Here is an 18,971-nt window from a genome sequence, read left to right as displayed (position 1 = left end):
TACTCCCTTGGACCCGATAGGGCCGGAGAACTATTCCCCGTCGGTGCCCGCTACCGACCGAGCTTTTCTGTATGGCGATGGGGTTTTCGAAACACTACTCGTGGTAAATGGCGTAGCACTTTGGCGCGATTTGCACGAAGAGCGAATGGCGCTCGGCGCCCGGCGGCTTGGCATTGAAGTGAATATGCAGGACGTCAGACAAGCCATCGAGGATGGAGCCCAGCGCTCTCATACCACCGCCGGCGTGCTGCGCATCACCGTAAGTCGAGGCTCAGGCGAACGGGGCTATGCGCCATCCATGAAGGCTTGCGCCAGAGTTACTGCGACCCATAGTGCATTAACCAGAGATCCCTTCGTGCCGCTGTCTGCAGCGAGCATATCGACATCGTCAATTGTTATGGGGGACCAGCCGCTGTTAGCGGGCATCAAACACTGTAATCGTCTGGAGCAGGTCCTGGCTGCCGCTGAGGCTAAGGAGCGGTGCGTTGATGATGTCGTGCTTTGTAACGCTGGGGCTGTTTATCAATGCTCCAGTAACGCCAACTTGTTTGTTCTTAAGGGCAATGAGTTACTCACATCGCCGTGTGACCGCAGTGGTGTTTTGGGGACTCGACGGCGGCTTATTATTGAGAGCTTGGCGGGGCGCATGGGGCTGTCAGCCAGCGAAGTTCCCCTTAGGCATCAGGACTTGTCCTCTGCGGACGGGATGTTTCTGTGTAACAGTATTATGGGCATTCGTCTTGTTGCGCGCTGGGAGGATAGGGTCTTCGACCCCAGGGAGGTGCTCGACCGGTTGCAGTCCACCTATTACGAGGAGGCCCGGCAATGCTGCGCTATGTAGGCATCGGCGCTGGCGCTATTTTGCTCAGCGTTTTCATCGCTTTGCGCTGGGTAGTCGGCTGGTGGGAGAGTCCTCTGAATGTTCCCGAAGACGGTATGCTGGTTTATGTGGAGCGGGGGGATAGTTTGAGTCGCTTGTCCCGTCGCCTTTCTGACGCAGGGGTATTGAAGCAAGAGCGCTTGTTCAATTGGTCTGGCCGTTTTCTGGGCGCTGACAGTCGTATTCTGTTGGGTGAATATCGTCTGGAAGCAGGCACTACTCCCAAAGGCCTTCTCGCCCTGCTGCAAAGCGGTGACACTGTTCGTTATCTCGTGACCTTGCCCGAGGGAATAACGCTTAAAGATGCTTTGGAGCTAATCCGAAATAGCGACGGGATAACCTCCGTGCTTGAGCAAACCGATGACCCACAATTGCGAGCCCTGGTATCCCCCAAAACAGTAGCCGAAGGCTATTTCTTACCAGAAACCTATCAGTATGAAAGAGGCGATAGTGACCTTGCCGTGCTGACGGAGGCGCACCGCATGATGGAGGAGACTCTGGCTGAGGTTTGGAATCAACGCCAGTCAGACCTGCCTTATGCTGATCCTTACGAAGCGTTGATAATGGCCTCCATCATCGAAAAAGAAACCGGATTGGCGGCGGAGCGTCCAACGATTGGCGGTGTTTTTGTTCGTCGATTACGGCTCGGGATGCGCCTGCAGACAGACCCAACCGTGATTTACGGGCTTGGCAGTACGTTTCAGGGTAATCTGCAACGCAAACACCTGAGCGACGAAAGTAATGCCTACAATAGCTATCGGCACCACGGTCTTCCTCCCGGGCCAATTGCCTTACCCGGAAGAGCAGCGCTTATGGCAGCCGTAGATCCCCAGGAGGGCGACGCGCTTTACTTTGTAGCACGAGGTGACGGCAGTCATAAGTTCAGCGCCACACTGGAAGAGCATCAGGCGGCTGTGCGCGAATTTCAATTATCACGACGCGCCAACTATCGTTCGGCACCCAAGGGCAGTGAGCAGTGAGTCAACGAGGACTATTTATTACTCTGGAAGGTGGCGAGGGCGCTGGTAAAAGCACAGCGATGTCCTTCATCACCCAGCGACTGCAAGAGGCGAACATCGACCTCGTATGCACGCGAGAGCCCGGCGGAACCCAGTTGGGGGAGCAGCTGCGTGAGACTCTGCTTGCTCCCTCGGATACGGATATTGATCGCACTGCAGAGTTGCTGATGATGTTTGCAGCGCGTGCCCAGCACCTGGCCGAGTGCATTCTTCCGGCACTGAAGCGCGGGCAGTGGGTGCTCTGCGATCGCTTCACAGACGCGACCTACGCTTATCAGGGCGCAGGCAGACAGATGGGCAATGAGCCCGTGGCAGTCCTGGAAGAATTAGTACAGGGCGAGCTGCGTCCCGATGTGACGCTGTTACTCGATGTTCCAGCCGATGTTGGCATCGCGCGAGCGCGGGGTAGGGGAGCACTGGATCGCTTTGAGTTAGAGGACCACGCTTTTTTTGAGCGGGTGAGACAGTCCTACCTTGCCAGAGCTAGGAGTAGCAGCGGTCGTTATCAGATTATTGACGCATCGGCGACGCTTCCCGAGGTAGAGCAGGCCCTACAGGCGCTCGTCAACGATCTCATTGCTTGCCCTCCCTTGGTGGAAGTTTAATGCCCGAATTGCCCCCACTTGTACTTCCCCCAGCGCAATCCCGGTGTCTTCCCTGGCACATAGCAAGTTGGGAAAGTTTTGCAACGCTTTTTGAGAAACAGCGCCTACCGCACGCCATGCTACTGGAAGGTCAACCCGGCACAGGCCGCAATCGCCTGGGCTTAGCCCTGGCGCGTTTTCTACTGTGTAGTGAGAGGAGTACAGAAGGAAACTGTGGTCAATGCAAGACCTGCGCACTGAGCGCCTCGGGGGCGCATCCAGATTTTCTCAGTGTGGTGCCAGCTGAAGAGGGCAAAGCAATAGGTATCAACGCGATACGGGAAGTGATTCGTTTTGCGACCGCGACGCCGACCCTGGGTCAGTACAAGCTGATCGTGATATCTCCGGCAGAATCCCTGACCACTGCTGCCTTCAATGCATTTTTGAAATGCCTGGAAGAGCCTTCATCAGAGACCTTCATCGTTCTGGTTTCTGCACGCGGGTACCCCCTGCCGGCTACGATACGTTCCCGCTGTCAGCGTTGGCAGTTACCCTCACCAACGATATCCACCGCGAGTGATTGGTTGGCGGATTCATTGTCGCAAAGCGACCTCGGTACCGAAGGGGTAAGAGCAATGCTTGAGCTTTGTGGTGGTAGACCCCTGGAGGCGCTAAAACGGTTGGAGGGTGAGGAGCGTGATGCTCTGCTTGGCCTTCTTCACGCTGCCCAAGAGATGATCCAGAGGCGCGCAAAATCCTTAAGTCTCGAGCAGGCAATTGCTGCGGTGGAGCCTGACGGTGCTCTGGATGTTCTCGAAACAGTGCTCCAGCGTTGGCTGCGAGAATTACCGACAGAGGAGCTTCGAACGGGCGAAGCGCTCCGTGGCTTTGCGGCGCTGGATAATATCGGTAGATTGCGCGCAGCGAAGAGAAGTGGAACCAACCCCAATGTCGATCTGCTTCGGTTTAGCGCGACTTCAACCCTCAACGGGCTATGGGAGCAGTAAACGCAATGCTACACTCACGTCTGCTCATCACATGTTTCTAGCATCATGAATGAACAATCATCAGGCCATCAGGGAATACTCTCTCTGACCATAAAGGACAAAGCGGTCCTTTATTCAGCGTATATGCCATTTATAAAAAATGGCGGGCTATTTGTCCCCACTAATAAAAGCTACGAAATTGGCGATGAAGTGTTCATGCTGCTGACGCTTATGGAGGAACCCGACAAGATCCCCATCGCTGGTAAGGTCGTCTGGGTTACGCCGCGCGGAGCACAAGGCAACAGAACCTCAGGTATAGGCGTGCAGTTCTCTGAGCAGGACGCTGCCGCCAATTCGAAAATCGAAGAGCACCTTGCAGGCATGCTCACCTCGGATCGTCCCACACATACAATGTAAGCGAGACGTAGTTCGTTTGTACTCAAGTGGCCAGCCGTAATCTAGAATTCACTTTACCTTTACTTTAGGCCCGCCTTTTTATGCGTGAGTAGGCGTGAGTTTTCGGTGAGCACGCGGCCATTTTATATCAGACTATCTCTAGATATCTTATGTAAATCTTTGATTTTAATGAATTCAGTGCAAAAAAGTGGGCTCCAAGAGGAGCCCAATAAGACCATTAGGAGTGAAACATAAAGGAACTTAATCCTTCACTACGGAACATTGGGTTTGTTCCGGTGACAAACCATTCCTGCGAGGAAATGGGGTCACCCCTATAGTAAAGCCAACAAACAAAAATATTCCATAGTTTGTTCGCTTAAAAGTAGTTCTTTTGCGCATATCGCCACCTTTTTTTAATAACTAAACGGAGCTAAAACGCCGGTTTGAAAGAAAATAAGCCAACATTAGGTGTAATAGAGGGTTTCTACGGCAGAGCCTGGTCATCTGAGTCACGCCTGCATATGGCGCAATGGTTGCCTGCAATCGGGATTCACGCCTACCTCTACGCCCCGAAGGCTGATGCGTTCTTGCGAAAGTCCTGGCATCTTTCCTGGCCGGACTCTCAGCGTATGCATTTGCTGGAACTAGCGAACGCCTGCGCTAGCAATCAGCTCGAGTTCCATGTTGGGTTATCGCCCTTTGAGCTTTATCGGGACTACGGCGGCGCAAATAAAGAAGCACTTAAATCGAAACTTGGTGAGGTTGTCGATTTGGGGGTAAGCGGTGTAGCGATTCTTTTTGATGATATGCCGGGCAGTCTCGACAGCTTGGCCGCCAGGCAAGCAGAGATTTGCAACGATCTGCGTCACTGGTCGAGCGATGCAGATTTGGCGCTGCGCGTATGTCCGACTTATTACAGCGATGATCCGATTCTCGACGAGATTTTTGGAGCTCGACCCGGTAATTATCTCGAAGAGCTTTATGGTGAACTTGAGGGTGACTTCGAAATGTTCTGGACCGGACCCCAGGTGTGCTCTGACTCCCTTGAGCCCGAAGCGATAAGGTGCGTCAGCGACAGCTGCAAAGGTAACGTCGCCATCTGGGACAACTATCCCGTCAATGATAGTCGCGCGCGGTCTCCGCACATATATGTTGATCCTTTGCAGGGGCGTGCAGAGGGGTTGCGTGGGCTTATTGGCAGTCACTGGTGTAATGCAATGAACCAGCCAGCGTTGTCATTGCCTGCTCTGGCTAGTCTGCCAGCGCTTTACGGTGTGCGAGCTCCAGAGCGTGATAGAGTTCTTGAGGAGGCGGGGACCGATCAGCAAATGGTGGAGGCCTGTATGCCGCTGTCTCGCTCGCCTCTCAATATGATCACCGATGCAGAGCGCCACGCGCTGGCGTTAGCAGCTTCTCGTGAGACTATGGCGGCCTCAGAATTGCGAGATTGGCTGTCCGGAGGCTACGAATTTGACCCAGACTGCCTAACCAGTTGAAAGGTATGTTGCTGCCGCGCAGCGGCTGTGGCAAAATCGCGCCCCTCGGAGGCACCCGGCAGCGGCCTTGCCTTCGACAAAAATCTAGATATATCAATGTTTTGCGGGTTTTTTGATGCTCAAAATAGGCTTCAGATGCCCAGTCAGTTATGCGGGAGTGGCGGAATTGGTAGACGCGCTGGTTTTAGGTACCAGTGTCTTATGACGTGAGAGTTCGAGTCTCTCCTTCCGCACCAATCAAGGGCTTGTTCAAAGCCCCGCCAAAGAATGAGTTTTAAGGGATCACCAGATTATGCAGGTTTCTATAGAAACAACGTCCAAGCTGGAGCGCCGGCTGACCGTTGGAGTACCGGCCGAAACTGTCGACTCGCAAGTCGATGAACGTCTCCGTCAGGCCGTGAAAAACGTGCGTCTACCGGGGTTTAGGCCCGGTAAAGTGCCACTCAAGGTGATGCGTCAGCGTTTTGGGCCGGGAGTTCGTCAGGAAGTGCTTGGCGAAGTGATGAGCCGAAGCTTTCAGGAGGCCGTTACCCAGGAGAAGTTGAAGCCGGCGGGGCAGCCCACCATCGAACCTCGCAATATGGATGCGGGCAAAGATCTCGAGTACATCGCTACTTTTGAAGTGTTTCCTGATGTCGATGTTGTGGAACTTAAGGATTACCCCGTTGAGAAGCCAACTGCTGAAGTAACGGGTGACGATGTAGACAACATTATTGAAGTCTTTCGTAAACAGCGCGGTAGCTGGGAAGTCGCCGAGCGTGCAGCGGTAGACGGAGATCGCGTGAACATCGACTTCGAAGGCACCCGCGATGGCGAAGCTTTTGAAGGCGGTAGCGCTGAGGGTAGTGACCTGGAGCTTGGTTCCGGGCAGATGATTCCCGGGTTCGAAGACGGTGTTGTGGGCATGAGCGCCGGCGAAGAAAAAGTACTGTCGCTGAGCTTTCCCGATGATTACCACGCTGAGGAGCTGAAGGGCGCTGCCGTGGAGTTTAAAGTGACCGTTAACAAGGTCGAAGAAATGCAGCTCGCGCCTCTAGATGCTGAGCTGTATGCGGCCTATGGTCTTGAGGGCGATGACGAAGCTGAGTTCCGTACTGAAGTCGAGCAGAACATGGCTCGGGAGCTTCGAAATGCTGTTGACGCCCGAGTCAAAAAGCAGGTCATGGATGCGGTAGTAGAAGCCTACGGGGATCTGGAAGTGCCCGCGGCCTTGATCTCTCAAGAGACCGACGCGCTTCGTAACCAAATGTTTCAGCAGTTTGGCGGCGCCGCTCCCGAAGGTATGGATCTCAAATCTATCCTTCCTGACGACATGTTCACCGAAAACGCTGCGCGGCGTGTAAAGCTTGGTTTGGTATTGGCGGAACTCATTGCTCATTACGAACTCAAAGCTGATGAAGATGCGCTGCGCGCTGCCGTCGAGGAGATCGCGTCAACTTATCAGGATCCGGAAGAAGTAATTAACTGGTATTTTGGCAACCAAGAGCAGCTTGCAGCCGTAGAATCTAAAGTACTGGAAGATAAAGTAGTGGAGCGCCTTCTTGAGTCAGCGGCGGTTAGCGACGTTGAGTGTACCTATCAGGAAGCCATTGCTCTGGGCCAACAGGCTAACCAGTAGTTCATTTAGAAGCTTAGGAGCCAACAAAGCATGTCAAATCAGATCGAAGGAATGTCACCCTCAGTTCAGGCACTGGGTCTCGTACCCATGGTGGTTGAGCAGACTTCGCGAGGTGAGCGTTCCTACGACATTTACTCACGCCTCCTAAAGGAGCGGGTGGTGTTTGTGGTTGGCCAAGTGGAAGATCACATGGCCAACCTGATCGTCGCTCAGCTCCTGTTCCTCGAGTCTGAAAACCCGGATAAAGATATCCACGTGTATATCAACTCACCCGGCGGGTCCGTCACGGCGGGTTTGTCTATCTACGACACCATGCAGTTCATCAAGCCGGACATTAGCACTATGTGCCTGGGGCAGGCTGCTTCCATGGGAGCGTTTCTGCTTTCTGGTGGCACTAAAGGTAAGCGTTACTGCTTGCCGAATGCGCGAACCATGATCCATCAACCTAGCGGTGGTGCTCAGGGGCAAGCGACGGATATCGATATCCAGGCGAAGGAAATTTTGATTATCCGAGAGCGGCTGAATCGACTCATGGCTGAGCACACCGGGCAGCCTCTTGAGGTGATCGAGCGCGATACCGAGCGTGATCGCTTCATGGACGCCGAGCAAAGTAAAGAGTACGGCCTGGTAGATGAGGTTGTGACTGCTCGGAGCGCTGGCAGCAGCGAGTGATTCATAACCTGTTTTGTAACACTGATATTGCCCTTCTACTTGCATTAGTAAGCGAAAAACATCAACCTAAAACAGGTGGCAGTATCGTGGGAGGCGAAGTAAGCCAATGAGTAAAGATTCATCCGGAACAGATGACGGTGGCAAGCTTCTATATTGCTCCTTCTGCGGCAAGAGCCAGCATGAAGTTCGTAAGCTAATCGCAGGACCGTCCGTATTTATTTGCGATGAGTGCGTCGATCTGTGCAACGACATCATTCGTGAAGAAGTTCAGGAAAGCGCGGCCGAGGATGCCGACGAAAAGCTTCCGGTGCCTGTAGAAATCAACGCAATCCTCGACGAGTACGTCATTGGGCAGCAGCGCGCCAAGAAGGTGCTCTCCGTAGCCGTTTACAACCACTACAAGCGTCTTCGTCACGGTGGGTCAAAAGGCGATGATGTTGAGTTGGGTAAGAGTAATATTTTGCTGGTCGGCCCGACGGGTTCAGGCAAAACTCTCTTGGCCGAAACGCTCGCTCGACTCCTGGACGTACCCTTCACTATCGCTGACGCAACTACTCTGACCGAAGCGGGTTACGTGGGTGAGGACGTTGAGAACATCATTCAGAAGTTGCTGCAAAAATGCGACTACGACGTCGAAAAAGCACAGGTTGGTATCGTTTACATCGACGAAATTGACAAGATTTCACGCAAGTCTGACAACCCGTCTATCACTCGAGACGTGTCAGGCGAGGGCGTGCAACAGGCACTGCTCAAGCTCATCGAGGGCACCGTGGCCTCGGTTCCTCCTCAGGGCGGGCGCAAGCATCCTCAGCAGGAGTTCTTGCAGGTCGATACCTCAAGCATTTTGTTTATCTGTGGTGGCGCATTTGCTGGCCTCGATAAAGTGATTCGCGACCGATCTGAAAAGGGCGGTATCGGCTTTGGCGCCGAAGTCCACAGTAAGGACGCCAAGCGCAACGTGGGCGAGGTGCTGTTCGACCTCGAGCCAGAAGATCTCGTCCAGTACGGCCTCATCCCCGAGTTTGTCGGGCGATTGCCAGTGATTGCCACGCTCGAGGAGCTCGACGTGCCCGCATTGGTACAAATCCTTACCGAGCCGCGCAACTCGCTGACCAAGCAGTACAGCAAACTTTTCGATATGGAAGATGTAGAGATTGATTTTCGTGAAGACGGACTCCGTGCTGTGGCAGAGAAGGCCATGGAGCGTAAAACCGGTGCTCGCGGACTGCGTTCCATACTAGAAGGCGTACTTCTGGACACCATGTATAGCATCCCTTCGCGTGAAGATGTCGCCAAAGTCGTTGTTGATGAATCAGTTATTCGCGGAGATTCCGAGCCGCTACTGGTTTATCAGAGCAGCGAGCCTGTACGAGCGGCAGTTCCCGAAGAATAGGGCCCGTCCCGAAGAATAGGGCCCTGTTGTGTCCGTCGAATGGACGGCGCCTTCAATTGAATGCCGGCGTAGACGCACAACGGACGCACAACGGACGCACAACGGACGCACAACAGACACACAACAGACTTGTATTTAGCGTGTTAGACCCCACTATTAAGGGGTCGGGTGTTTAACAGCCGTTGGCTGGCTGCGCTTTTCCCTGACCCGATTTCTGGCTGCATCTGGAGAACACAATGGGCGAGCACCCTGTACTAGAACTTCCTCTTTTACCCTTGCGCGATGTCGTGGTGTACCCGCACATGGTTTTGCCCTTGTTTGTGGGTAGAGAGCGCTCCATCGAAGCCCTCGAACACGCCATGGCGAATGATAAGCAGGTGCTTCTGGTAGCCCAGCGCAACGCATCAGATGACGATCCCCGAGCCGATGACATCTATCAGGTAGGAACGGTGTCTAATATTCTGCAGCTTCTCAAGTTGCCCGACGGGACGATCAAGGTGTTGGTTGAAGGTGGCTTCCGCGCCGCCGTAGATTTTGTGAACGACGATGAGGAGTTCACTGTCGCCGGTGTCCGCGAGATTGAAGCCGACGAGCCCGACGAGGATGAAGCAGAGGGCCTGTTGAGAACCACCTCAGCGAATTTCGAGAAATATGTAACCCTCAGTAAGAAAGTGCCCGCCGAGGTGCTGACGTCGCTCACAGGCATTGATGAGCCGGGACGGCTCGCAGACACCATTGCCGCACATATGGGTGTCGAGCTCGACCAGAAACAAAAAATCCTTGAAATCTCTTCGGTGAAGGGTCGCCTGGAATACCTCATGGGCCTCATGGAAGCAGAGATTGACGTATTTCAGGTTGAGAAGCGTATCCGTGGCCGCGTCAAAAAGCAGATGGAAAAGAGCCAGCGCGAGTACTACCTGAATGAGCAAATGAAGGCCATTCAGAAAGAACTCGGGGAAATGGATGAAGCCCCTAACGAGGCGGACGAGCTCGAGCAAAAAATTGCTGACGCGAAAATGCCCGACGAAGCTAAAGAGAAGACGCTGACGGAGCTGGGCAAGTTGAAGATGATGTCCCCTATGTCCGCAGAGGCGTCGGTGCTGCGTAGCTACATCGATTGGATGGTAAGCGTACCCTGGTCAAAGCGCAGTAAGGTGAAGCATGACCTGAAACGCGCCACGGATATTTTGGATGCGGACCACTACGGTCTGGAAGAAGTGAAAGAGCGAATACTGGAATATCTTGCGGTGCAAAAGCGCGTTCGTAAGGTGAAAGGCCCTGTACTGTGTCTGGTAGGCCCTCCGGGCGTTGGTAAAACCTCTCTGGGAGAGTCCATCGCGCGTGCGACGAATCGTAAGTTTGTGCGCATGGCGCTCGGTGGGGTTCGTGATGAGGCTGAGATTCGTGGTCATCGCCGAACCTATATAGGCTCTATGCCCGGTAAGCTTTTGCAAAAAATGTCCAAGGCCGGCGTCCGTAATCCGCTGTTTTTGCTGGATGAAATCGACAAGATGGGCATGGATCATCGAGGCGACCCTGCTTCGGCGCTGTTAGAGGTACTGGATCCAGAACAAAACCATCAGTTCAACGACCATTATCTTGAAGTGGACTACGACCTGTCCGATGTCATGTTTGTGTGTACCTCGAACACCATGAACATTCCCGGCCCTCTTCTGGATCGTATGGAAGTTATCCGTCTTCCCGGATACACAGAGGACGAAAAGCTCAACATTGCGCAACGCTACCTCATCCCCAAGCAGATAAAACGCAACGGGCTGAAGGACGATGAGCTGAGCATTGGCGAGGACGCACTAATTGATGTAATCCGTTACTACTCCCGGGAAGCGGGTGTACGAGCTCTTGAGCGGGAGATAGCGAAGATCTGCCGAAAGATGGTTAAAGCCATCACTCTTAAAGAGAGCGAGTACGGTGACAAGGTGACGCCCGAGATGCTCTCAACGCTGCTGGGCGTGCGCAAGTACAACTACGGTGTTGCCGAGGAAGAGAACAAGATCGGCCAGGTGACGGGCTTGGCATGGACCTCCGTAGGTGGCGAATTGCTTACTATCGAGACTGCTGCAGTCGCTGGTAAAGGGCGCTACGTGAAGACCGGCTCCTTGGGCGACGTGATGCAGGAGTCTATTCAGGCCGCGAGCACGGTTGTCCGCAGTCGCTCGCAATTGTTGGGCATACCGGCCAGCTATCACGATAATCACGATATGCATATCCACGTGCCTGAAGGCGCCACACCAAAAGATGGCCCCAGTGCCGGCGTGGCAATGTGTACCGCGCTGGTGTCTGTCTCTACAGAGATACCCGTGCGCGCTGACGTGGCGATGACGGGTGAAATCACCCTTCGTGGCGAGGTTCTACCCATCGGTGGCCTCAAAGAGAAGCTCCTGGCGGCGAGGCGGGGAGGTATAAAGACGGTCATCATTCCGAAAGAAAACGAGCGCGATTTACAGGAGGTCCCAGACAATATTAAAGAGGACCTGGAAATTCTCGCCGTGAAGTGGATAGATGAAGTGCTGGCCATCGCATTGGAGAGTCCGCCGGTACCCTTGAGTGATGAGGAGTATCTAGCGGGGACTGAAGATTCTCAGACGGAGCAGGGGCGGGACGGCGACCAAAATCGCATAAACACCCATTAAAAGTTTGATTTAGGGCGGCTTTGGTTGACCCATCTCAGGGCGCTGGTATACAGTCTCGCAGCTGTGAGAGGCGTCTCTACAGGCTTGGGAGCACAGCTTTGAAATCGTCGAATAAGCCATAGTACGCAGTGGCACAGTTGCCGTTGTTCTAAACGTGTGTCGAAGTTCATGGCGATAAAATGCGGCCCAGCTTAAAATTACTATACTTATATTAGCGTCTTGCTATTTGCTAATAAGAGTTACTACTTACATTTAAGATATATCGTGATTTTCGCGATAAAAAATTCAAAAGGGGACCTTAGTGAACAAATCTGACCTTATCGACGCAATTGCGTCTGCCGCCGATATCAACAAATCAGATGCAGGGCGTGCGCTTGATGCTGTCGTTGACAGCATTACGGACACTCTGAAGAAAGGTGATCAAGTATCACTCGTTGGTTTTGGCACTTTCTCTGTAAAGCACCGAGCAGCACGGGATGGCCGCAACCCCCAGACCGGTGAGACAATCAAGATCAAAGCGTCAAACGTACCAGGATTCAAGGCTGGAAAAGCCCTGAAGGACGCGGTCAACTCGTAAGATCCCCGGCAGCGGTTGAGATTCCCTCGAGCAAAATCAGCTCGAAGTCTTAACCGCGGTTTTTGGGAGTTCATTCAAGGCGCACCTCTGGTGCGCCTTGTGCGTAAAGGCCAGTAAGTTAATACCGTACACCACCACCTCAGGGTAATAGATCAATGCTGCAGGACATCCGGGCAAATGCTCAGGGAACAGTCGCCAAAGTTATTATCGGACTGATTGTTATCTCGTTTTCTATCTTTGGAATTGAATCACTGCTGTTCAGCGGTGGCTCTAATGGTGTCGCCGAAGTGAATGGTGAGGAAATATCTCCCTTTGCTCTGCAGCAGGAGCTATCGGTGCAGCAGCGTCAGTTGCTGTCGATGTTAGGCGAGGACGCAGACCCGGCACTCCTTGACCAGGCCCTGTTGAGCCAGCAGGCTCTGGAAACTTTAATACAGCGGGAAATTATCAAGCAGGCCGCGGGCGATATGGGCTTGAACACTTCCGACCAGGCGCTCGCCGACATTATAGGGTCCATGCAGCAGTTCCAAATTGACGGGCAGTTTTCGCCCGATATGTTTCAAAGTGCTTTGGCGAGCGCAGGCTTTACACAGGCATTGTTTCGGGAGCGTCTCTCAGAAGACATCGAAATTGGGCAGTTGCGAGCGGGTTTAGCAGGTAGCGACTTTGCTACCGATGCGGAACTAGAGCTTGCCTCTTCGATTGCTATGGAAGGACGAGATGTACGATACATCACGATGCCGCTGATCGACTTCATTGCTTCCGTTGACGTCAGTGAAACTGATGTACAGGCATTCTACGATGACAACGCAGAGCGTTTTCAAAGTGAAGAGAGTCTCGTGCTCGAATACCTTGAGTTAACTTTAGATCGCTACCGAAAGGACGTCGATGAGTCCCGAGTCCGTGAGGAATTCGAGCTTGTGCGTGATGAATTTGAACTGGCAACGGAAGCGAGGGTGTCGCACATACTGGTGGAAGGTGATGACGATGAGCGAGCGGAGCGTATCGCTGCGGCACAGGCCGCGCTGAGCGGAGGTATGAGTTTTGCTGATGCCGCCGCGGAATTCTCCGATGATATCGGGTCGTCACAATACGAAGGTGATTTGGGTTACACGGCCGGAGATACCTTCCCTGAGCCCATGGAAGAGGCGATTGCGGTTCTTGCCGTGGGTGAGCAATCTGGGCCTGTCGAAACCGAAGCGGGTACACACCTTCTTCTGGTCACGGATCGACGAGACGGCAGCAGTGTGAGTTTTGAAGAAGTGGCTGCTGAGCTAGAAGACCGCATCGCCAATCGTGATGCTTCTGCAGATCTTCTGTCAGATGTAGAAAGACTTCGCGATATCGCTTTCAACGCAGCGGATCTTAGTGACCCGGCAGAAGCGCTGGAGTTGACTGTCGAAACTTCGGAGGGGATCACCCGTAACCAGAGAGAAGGGTTGTTCAGTCGTCCGGCGCTTATTCAGGCGGCTTTTTCCGAGGATGTGCTTGAGGCAGGCCACAACAGTGAAGTTATTGAGTTGAGTCCCGAGCAGTTTGTTTTGCTGCGGGTCGCAGAGAGACGTCCTCCCGCGCAAATGCCATTGGCGGAAGTCAGCGCGGAGATCGAGGCGCAATTGCGCGAAAGTCGGGCTAAAGACGCGGCCGCCGCACAGGCCTCAGAGCTGTTGGCGGCGCTGGAAGAGGGTGGCAGCCTAGAAGACGCCGCGAATGCGGCCGGTTTCCAGTGGCAGGTTGAGCTGGGAGCAAAAAGGGATAGCAGAACACTTCCTGGCGTTGTTCGGGAGCGTGTATTTGCTATGGCCGCACCTGAACAAGGCAGTGCTGAGCGAGAGATAGTCTCTGAGGACCCCGATGCCACCTACGTCGTGGAATTGGCGCGAGTGAGTGCTGGGAACCCCGCAGATCTTCCCCTGGAAGAGTTGCGTGGCCTTAGGCAGCGCATAGCCGGCGAAACGGGCGGCGCTCTCCAGCAGCAGTACGAGAGCAGTCTGCGAGAGAGAGCTGAGGTCGTCGTTTACTAGTCGTATACGAGAGATTATCGGTTGGCCAGTTCGTTACAGAGCCTTGTAGATTCCATTGTTTCTGCCACCGCGGGCCTTCCGGATGCCGCGGCTCTTGCGCGATGGTCTCCTGAGCTAAGCGGTGGTATCGATATTCGTATTCTCAGTGACGGCAGCTGGACTCATGACGGGGAACCTATCCACAGAGAAGGGCTTGTGCGCGTATTCGCTTCGCTTTTACGGCGTGAGGACGATGGCGACTATTATCTTGTAACGCCAGCAGAGAAGTGGCGGATACAGGTAGAGCGACATGCCTTGGTGGGTGTGGACTGCGAGCAAACGGACGGTATATGGAAAGTCCTACTCAACACGGGTGGACGCTGCCGTATCGGGGGGAGTAATCGCCTTCATGTTGCCGGCAGCGATGGGGAGCCCTTTCTGGAGGTTCCCAATGGCCTAAGCGCACAGATAAGCAGAGCGGCGTGGTACCGCCTATTGGACGCCGCACTCTTTGATGAGGAGCGAGCCTATATCATTAGCGCGGGCGAAGAAGTCTACTTGGGCGCTACCAGCTAGGACTCTGAAGGCCCCTGAAGTTCAATCAGAGGACCTGCCGGCCTGAACCATGGCCCAATCCAAGCCGTGGACACTCCTCGCGAACAATCACAGGGCCTCTCTAAAGCTTACATGTTCGGGTAGTTGGGCCCACCAAAGCCTTCGGGTGTCACCCAGGTGATGTTCTGCGCCGGATCCTTAATGTCGCAGGTCTTGCAGTGAACACAGTTCTGCGCATTGATCTGGAAGCGTTTTCCTTGCTCGTCCTCGACAATCTCATAGACACCTGCGGGGCAGTAGCGCTGCGCGGGTTCGTCAAAAAGCGGCAGATTAGACTCAATGGGCACGCTACTGTTGGCCAGTGTGAGGTGACAGGGCTGATCTTCTTCATGGTTGGTGTTTGACAAAAACACCGATGACAGGCGATCAAAACTGATGACGTTATCGGGCTTGGGATAATCGATTTTTTTACAGTCTGCCGCTGGCTTTAATACCGCGTAGTCAGGTTTGCTGTCGTGCAAGGTGAACGGCACTTTGCCGCCGAAGATGTTCTGGTCGATCCAGACCATAGCGGCACCGAGCATAAAGCCAAACTTATGCATGTAGCCGGAAAAGTTACGTGTGCTGTAAAGTTCTTTGTATAACCAAGAATCGCGCACTTTCGTTTCAAAACTATCAAGCTGAGCGGGGGGCGCTTCGGAGATCAAAGCCTCGACCACCGCTTCCGCGGCAATGAGCCCGCTCTTCATCGCTGTGTGGTTGCCCTTAATTTTCACAGAATTGAGGGTTCCAGCATCACAGCCGATCAGCAGGCCACCCGGGAACTGCATCTGTGGGAGAGAGTTTAAGCCGCCTTTCGCGATTGCTCGGGCTCCATAGCTAAGACGTGAGCCGCCTTCCAGATACTTCATGGTCTCTGGATGGTGCTTCCAGCGTTGAAATTCCTCATAGGGCGACACATGAGGATTGCTGTAATTGAGGTCGGTAATAAAGCCGATGTACACCTGGTTGTCGTCGGCGTGGTAGAGGAACGCGCCTCCACTGGACCCACTTTCCTTCAAGGGCCAGCCCAGACCATGTACCACCAATCCGGGTTGATGCTTGTCTGCGGGAATTTCCCAAATTTCTTTAATCCCGATACCGTAGTGTTGTGGGTCCTTGCCTTCATCGAGGCCGAATTTACTAATGATTTGCTTGCCCAGATGACCTCGGCAACCTTCGGCAAACAGCGTGTATTTTGCATGGAGCTCCATGCCGCGCATGTAGCTGTCCTTCTCTTCGCCGTCTGCACTTATGCCCATGTCGCCCGTAGCGATGCCTTTTACACTGCCGTCGTCGCCGTAAAGCACTTCAGAGGCCGCAAAGCCCGGATAGACCTCGACGCCCAGATTTTCCGCTTGCTCAGCGAGCCATCGACAGACATTGCCCATGGATACGATGTAGTTGCCCTCGTTATGCGTCGGCTTTGGAATGGCAAAGTTCGGCAGCTTGGTCGCAGACTTTGCTCCGGTGTAAAAGTAAAAGTGGTCTTCTGTGACTTTTGTTTTAAGTGGGGCTCCCATCTCTTCCCAGGTAGGAAACAGCTCATCGAGGGCATGAGGCTCGAGCACGGCACCAGAGAGGATGTGCGCGCCAACCTCCGAGCCTTTCTCTACCACGCAAACGCTGATTTCGCGATCGTTCTCCTGTGCCAATTGCATAATTCGGCAAGCCGCTGACAGTCCTGAAGGACCGGCGCCGACAATAACGACATCGAATTCCATGGCTTCGCGTTCCACTGGGTAACCTCTCTAGCTTTGATTAAGCGCCCGGAGCCGGACGTCGGTAAATGAGCGGCGTAATTATAAAGTTTTGGGGCCCCCTAGCGCCACAGATAGCGCCATAGACTTTTCTGCCTAAGCTACGTGCTAATTGGCGCGCAAAGTGCTACGCGGAAGGGGAGGTAAGCCAGCGAAAGATCTATTTCACGAAGCTAAGACCGAGCGGTGAATACCCGCGATGATCCATGGGGGGCGCAGCAAATTTCGCTATCATAGGTCGGTGAGGCGCTGCCAAAGGTCGCTATTGACCTTAGAAGGCAATGTCGGCACCATTTGCCCCCGATTTTCCGAGGGGTTGCATTCTGGCACCCCGAACGTCCACTAAACCCCAATTAACCCATTATGGGAGAGAGTATGAAGGTTCTCGTCGCAGTCAAGCGTGTCGTCGACTACAACGTCAAGGTGCGCGCCAAGGCCGACGGTTCAGACGTCGATCTGAACAACGTCAAGATGTCCATTAACCCGTTCTGCGAGATTGCAGTCGAGGAAGCAGTACGATTGAAGGAAGCTGGCACAGCGACCGAGATCGTTGCGGTTTCCGTCGGAGAGAAGAGCTGCCAAGAGCAAATTCGCACCGCTTTAGCACTAGGCGCCGATCGAGGTATTCAGGTTGAAGTAGAAGGCAGCCCAGAGCCTCTGGTGATTGCCAAGCTGCTCAAGGGCATTGTGGAGAAAGAAGCCCCGGATCTCGTGATTCTTGGTAAGCAGTCTATCGATGGTGACAACAATCAGACCGGACAAATGCTGGGAGCGCTCGCGGGTATGCCCCAGGGAACTTTCGCCTCCGAGATCAAGGTTGAAGATGGAAAGCTTGCGGTAACCCGTGAAGTTGATGGCGGTATGCAGACCATCAGCCTTAATCTTCCAGCTATCGTCACCACGGATCTGCGTTTGAACGAGCCACGCTACGCATCTTTGCCGAACATCATGAAGGCAAAGAAGAAGCAGCTTGATGTGCTGACCCCTGCTGAACTCGGCGTTGAGGTCACGAGCCATCTGAGCCTGGTCAAGGTAGAGCCGCCACCCGAGCGCTCTGCAGGCATCAAAGTTGAGTCTGTTGAGCAACTGGTCGACAAATTGAAAAACGAAGCGAAGGTGATCTGATGAGTACTCTTGTTGTAGCAGAACATGACAACAGCAGCCTGAATGTAGCCACTCTGAATGCCGTTGCTGCGGCGCAGGCTCTAGGCGCTGACGTAGATATCCTGGTAGCTGGTGCTGATTGCGGTGGTGCTGCTGCCCAGGCGCAGGCCGTAGCGGGAATACGCAAAGTACTTTGCGCTGACAACGCCGCCTACGCGACGCAGCTTGCCGAGAATCTGAGTTTGTTGATCGCCGACGTTGGAGCGGAGTACGACAACGTTGTTGCGGCATCTACCAGTAACGGTAAGAACATTATGCCGCGCGTTGCAGCACTGCTGGACGTCGCTCAAATCAGCGACATCATCAGTGTGGAGTCTCCCGATACGTTCAAGCGTCCGATCTATGCGGGCAATGTCATCGCGACAGTGCAAAGCTCAGATGCGAAAAAAGTTATCACCGTGCGCACAACCGCATTTGACGGCGTTGCTGCCCAAGGCGGTAGCGCAGAGCTGGTAGCGGTAGATGCTGCTCACGATGCGGGTATTTCCAGCTTTGTAAGCCAGGAGATCGCCGAGTCGGATCGCCCGGAGCTGACAGCGGCTTCTGTCGTGATATCGGGTGGTCGTGGAATGCAGAATGGCGATAACTTCAAGCTACTGGACGGTATCGCAGACAAGCTCGGTGCCGCTATCGGCGCGTCGCGTGCGGCCGTGGATGCAGGGTTCGTTCCTAACGATATGCAGGTCGGCCAGACGGGCAAGATCGTTGCACCGGACCTCTACATTGCCGTGGGAATCTCGGGCGCCATTCAGCACCTTGCTGGTATGAAAGACTCTAAGGTGATCGTTGCGATCAACAAGGACGAGGATGCACCGATCTTTCAGGTAGCTGACTACGGACTGGTTGCAGACCTCTTTGAGGCGCTGCCTGAGTTGGAAGCACAGATCTAGGTTTCTCTTCAGAAACGCGTGATCAAGAGCCGGCGAAAGCCGGCTTTTTTGTGCTAGCTGCGTAAGGATTGCGTAAGAATTGCGTATCAGTCGCGTCTCAGACGATCGCTGATCGCTATGGGGGTAGGGTAGTTAAGGACGACGATGTAAGAGGACACCAGCAGGGTAATAATTGTTGTCGCCTGAACCGTAAGGGAGGCTTGGAGTCCGAGAAGGCCAGCGTCGAAGGCGATGTAGGCGATTAACAGGGAAAACTCACTGGCCTGCCCCAGTCGGAAGCCGAGATCC

General features: G+C 53.9%; 16 protein-coding genes, 1 tRNA gene and 1 pseudogene. 16 read left to right on the top strand and 2 right to left on the bottom strand.

Annotation, left to right across the window (positions count from 1 at the left end; all coding sequences use genetic code 11):
• Positions 1–7 precede the first annotated feature (7 nt).
• The 14 genes from pabC (at position 8) to AB8B76_RS11075 (ending at position 14,851) form a co-directional block, all read left to right on the top strand.
• Positions 8–841 carry an aminodeoxychorismate lyase gene (pabC, locus tag AB8B76_RS11140; protein WP_405272496.1) on the top strand — a complete coding sequence of 278 codons (834 nt, stop codon included), beginning with the start codon at positions 8–10 and terminating at the stop codon, positions 839–841.
• Positions 826–1,860: an endolytic transglycosylase MltG gene (gene mltG / locus AB8B76_RS11135; protein ID WP_405272494.1), complete on the top strand. Its 1,035-nt coding sequence runs from the start codon at positions 826–828 to the stop codon at positions 1,858–1,860. The genes pabC and mltG overlap by 16 nt, the downstream gene beginning before the upstream one ends.
• On the top strand, positions 1,857–2,504 hold the full coding sequence (gene tmk / locus AB8B76_RS11130) for a dTMP kinase (RefSeq protein WP_405272493.1): 648 nt from the start codon (positions 1,857–1,859) through the stop codon (positions 2,502–2,504). Before mltG ends, tmk begins: the two co-directional genes overlap by 4 nt.
• Positions 2,504–3,490 (top strand): DNA polymerase III subunit delta', encoded by a 987-nt coding sequence (locus AB8B76_RS11125; RefSeq protein WP_405272492.1) that lies wholly within the window; start codon positions 2,504–2,506, stop codon positions 3,488–3,490. The genes tmk and AB8B76_RS11125 overlap by 1 nt, the downstream gene beginning before the upstream one ends.
• 45 nt (positions 3,491–3,535) lie before the next feature.
• A complete protein-coding gene (locus tag AB8B76_RS11120; protein WP_008295524.1) occupies positions 3,536–3,886 on the top strand; it encodes a PilZ domain-containing protein in 351 nt (116 codons plus the stop codon).
• A 422-nt stretch (positions 3,887–4,308) separates the two neighbouring features.
• Positions 4,309–5,361 carry a beta-N-acetylglucosaminidase domain-containing protein gene (locus tag AB8B76_RS11115; protein ID WP_405272491.1) on the top strand — a complete coding sequence of 351 codons (1,053 nt, stop codon included), beginning with the start codon at positions 4,309–4,311 and terminating at the stop codon, positions 5,359–5,361.
• 151 nt (positions 5,362–5,512) lie between these two features.
• Positions 5,513–5,597, top strand: a tRNA-Leu gene (locus AB8B76_RS11110).
• Between the two features lie 56 nt (positions 5,598–5,653).
• Entirely contained in the window at positions 5,654–6,979 is a 1,326-nt protein-coding gene (gene tig / locus AB8B76_RS11105; RefSeq protein ID WP_405272489.1) for a trigger factor, read from the top strand.
• A 30-nt stretch (positions 6,980–7,009) separates the two neighbouring features.
• The gene (gene clpP, locus AB8B76_RS11100) at positions 7,010–7,651 is read left to right on the top strand and encodes an ATP-dependent Clp endopeptidase proteolytic subunit ClpP (protein WP_405272487.1); all 642 of its coding nucleotides are present in this window, start codon (positions 7,010–7,012) and stop codon (positions 7,649–7,651) included.
• A gap of 106 nt (positions 7,652–7,757) precedes the next feature.
• A complete protein-coding gene (gene clpX, locus AB8B76_RS11095) occupies positions 7,758–9,044 on the top strand; it encodes an ATP-dependent Clp protease ATP-binding subunit ClpX (protein WP_405272486.1) in 1,287 nt (428 codons plus the stop codon).
• A gap of 236 nt (positions 9,045–9,280) precedes the next feature.
• Entirely contained in the window at positions 9,281–11,695 is a 2,415-nt protein-coding gene (lon, locus tag AB8B76_RS11090) for an endopeptidase La (protein ID WP_405272484.1), read from the top strand.
• A 283-nt stretch (positions 11,696–11,978) separates the two neighbouring features.
• Positions 11,979–12,272 carry an HU family DNA-binding protein gene (locus AB8B76_RS11085; RefSeq protein ID WP_405272512.1) on the top strand — a complete coding sequence of 98 codons (294 nt, stop codon included), beginning with the start codon at positions 11,979–11,981 and terminating at the stop codon, positions 12,270–12,272.
• A gap of 155 nt (positions 12,273–12,427) precedes the next feature.
• Positions 12,428–14,296 (top strand): SurA N-terminal domain-containing protein, encoded by a 1,869-nt coding sequence (locus tag AB8B76_RS11080; RefSeq protein ID WP_405272482.1) that lies wholly within the window; start codon positions 12,428–12,430, stop codon positions 14,294–14,296.
• Between the two features lie 21 nt (positions 14,297–14,317).
• A complete protein-coding gene (locus tag AB8B76_RS11075) occupies positions 14,318–14,851 on the top strand; it encodes a DUF1285 domain-containing protein (RefSeq protein ID WP_405272480.1) in 534 nt (177 codons plus the stop codon).
• A gap of 107 nt (positions 14,852–14,958) precedes the next feature.
• Here the strand turns inward: AB8B76_RS11075 and AB8B76_RS11070 are convergent, their stop codons facing one another.
• Entirely contained in the window at positions 14,959–16,608 is a 1,650-nt protein-coding gene (locus tag AB8B76_RS11070) for an electron transfer flavoprotein-ubiquinone oxidoreductase (protein ID WP_405272477.1), read from the bottom strand.
• A gap of 396 nt (positions 16,609–17,004) precedes the next feature.
• Between AB8B76_RS11070 and AB8B76_RS11065 the strand changes: the two genes are divergently transcribed.
• The gene (locus AB8B76_RS11065) at positions 17,005–17,754 is read left to right on the top strand and encodes an electron transfer flavoprotein subunit beta/FixA family protein (RefSeq protein WP_405272476.1); all 750 of its coding nucleotides are present in this window, start codon (positions 17,005–17,007) and stop codon (positions 17,752–17,754) included.
• Positions 17,754–18,683 carry an electron transfer flavoprotein subunit alpha/FixB family protein gene (locus AB8B76_RS11060; protein ID WP_405272475.1) on the top strand — a complete coding sequence of 310 codons (930 nt, stop codon included), beginning with the start codon at positions 17,754–17,756 and terminating at the stop codon, positions 18,681–18,683. The genes AB8B76_RS11065 and AB8B76_RS11060 overlap by 1 nt, the downstream gene beginning before the upstream one ends.
• Before the next feature lie 86 nt (positions 18,684–18,769).
• Here the strand turns inward: AB8B76_RS11060 and AB8B76_RS11055 are convergent.
• Positions 18,770–18,971: pseudogene (locus AB8B76_RS11055) on the bottom strand (cation:proton antiporter); the annotation flags it as partial.

Origin of the sequence: Congregibacter sp., from assembly GCF_045107095.1 — a bacterium.
Classification (GTDB): domain Bacteria; phylum Pseudomonadota; class Gammaproteobacteria; order Pseudomonadales; family Halieaceae; genus Congregibacter.
Note: the sequence above shows the minus strand (reverse complement) of the source record. Positions and strands in the feature narration are given on the sequence as shown.

Coding starts and splice junctions, on each gene's coding strand:
- mltG (WP_405272494.1), top strand. CDS start 826: ATGCTGCGCTATGTAGGCATCGGCGCTGGCGCTATTTTGCTCAGCGTT.
- AB8B76_RS11125 (WP_405272492.1), top strand. CDS start 2,504: ATGCCCGAATTGCCCCCACTTGTACTTCCCCCAGCGCAATCCCGGTGT.
- AB8B76_RS11120 (WP_008295524.1), top strand. CDS start 3,536: ATGAATGAACAATCATCAGGCCATCAGGGAATACTCTCTCTGACCATA.
- tig (WP_405272489.1), top strand. CDS start 5,654: ATGCAGGTTTCTATAGAAACAACGTCCAAGCTGGAGCGCCGGCTGACC.
- clpP (WP_405272487.1), top strand. CDS start 7,010: ATGTCAAATCAGATCGAAGGAATGTCACCCTCAGTTCAGGCACTGGGT.
- clpX (WP_405272486.1), top strand. CDS start 7,758: ATGAGTAAAGATTCATCCGGAACAGATGACGGTGGCAAGCTTCTATAT.
- lon (WP_405272484.1), top strand. CDS start 9,281: ATGGGCGAGCACCCTGTACTAGAACTTCCTCTTTTACCCTTGCGCGAT.
- AB8B76_RS11080 (WP_405272482.1), top strand. CDS start 12,428: ATGCTGCAGGACATCCGGGCAAATGCTCAGGGAACAGTCGCCAAAGTT.
- AB8B76_RS11065 (WP_405272476.1), top strand. CDS start 17,005: ATGAAGGTTCTCGTCGCAGTCAAGCGTGTCGTCGACTACAACGTCAAG.
- AB8B76_RS11060 (WP_405272475.1), top strand. CDS start 17,754: ATGAGTACTCTTGTTGTAGCAGAACATGACAACAGCAGCCTGAATGTA.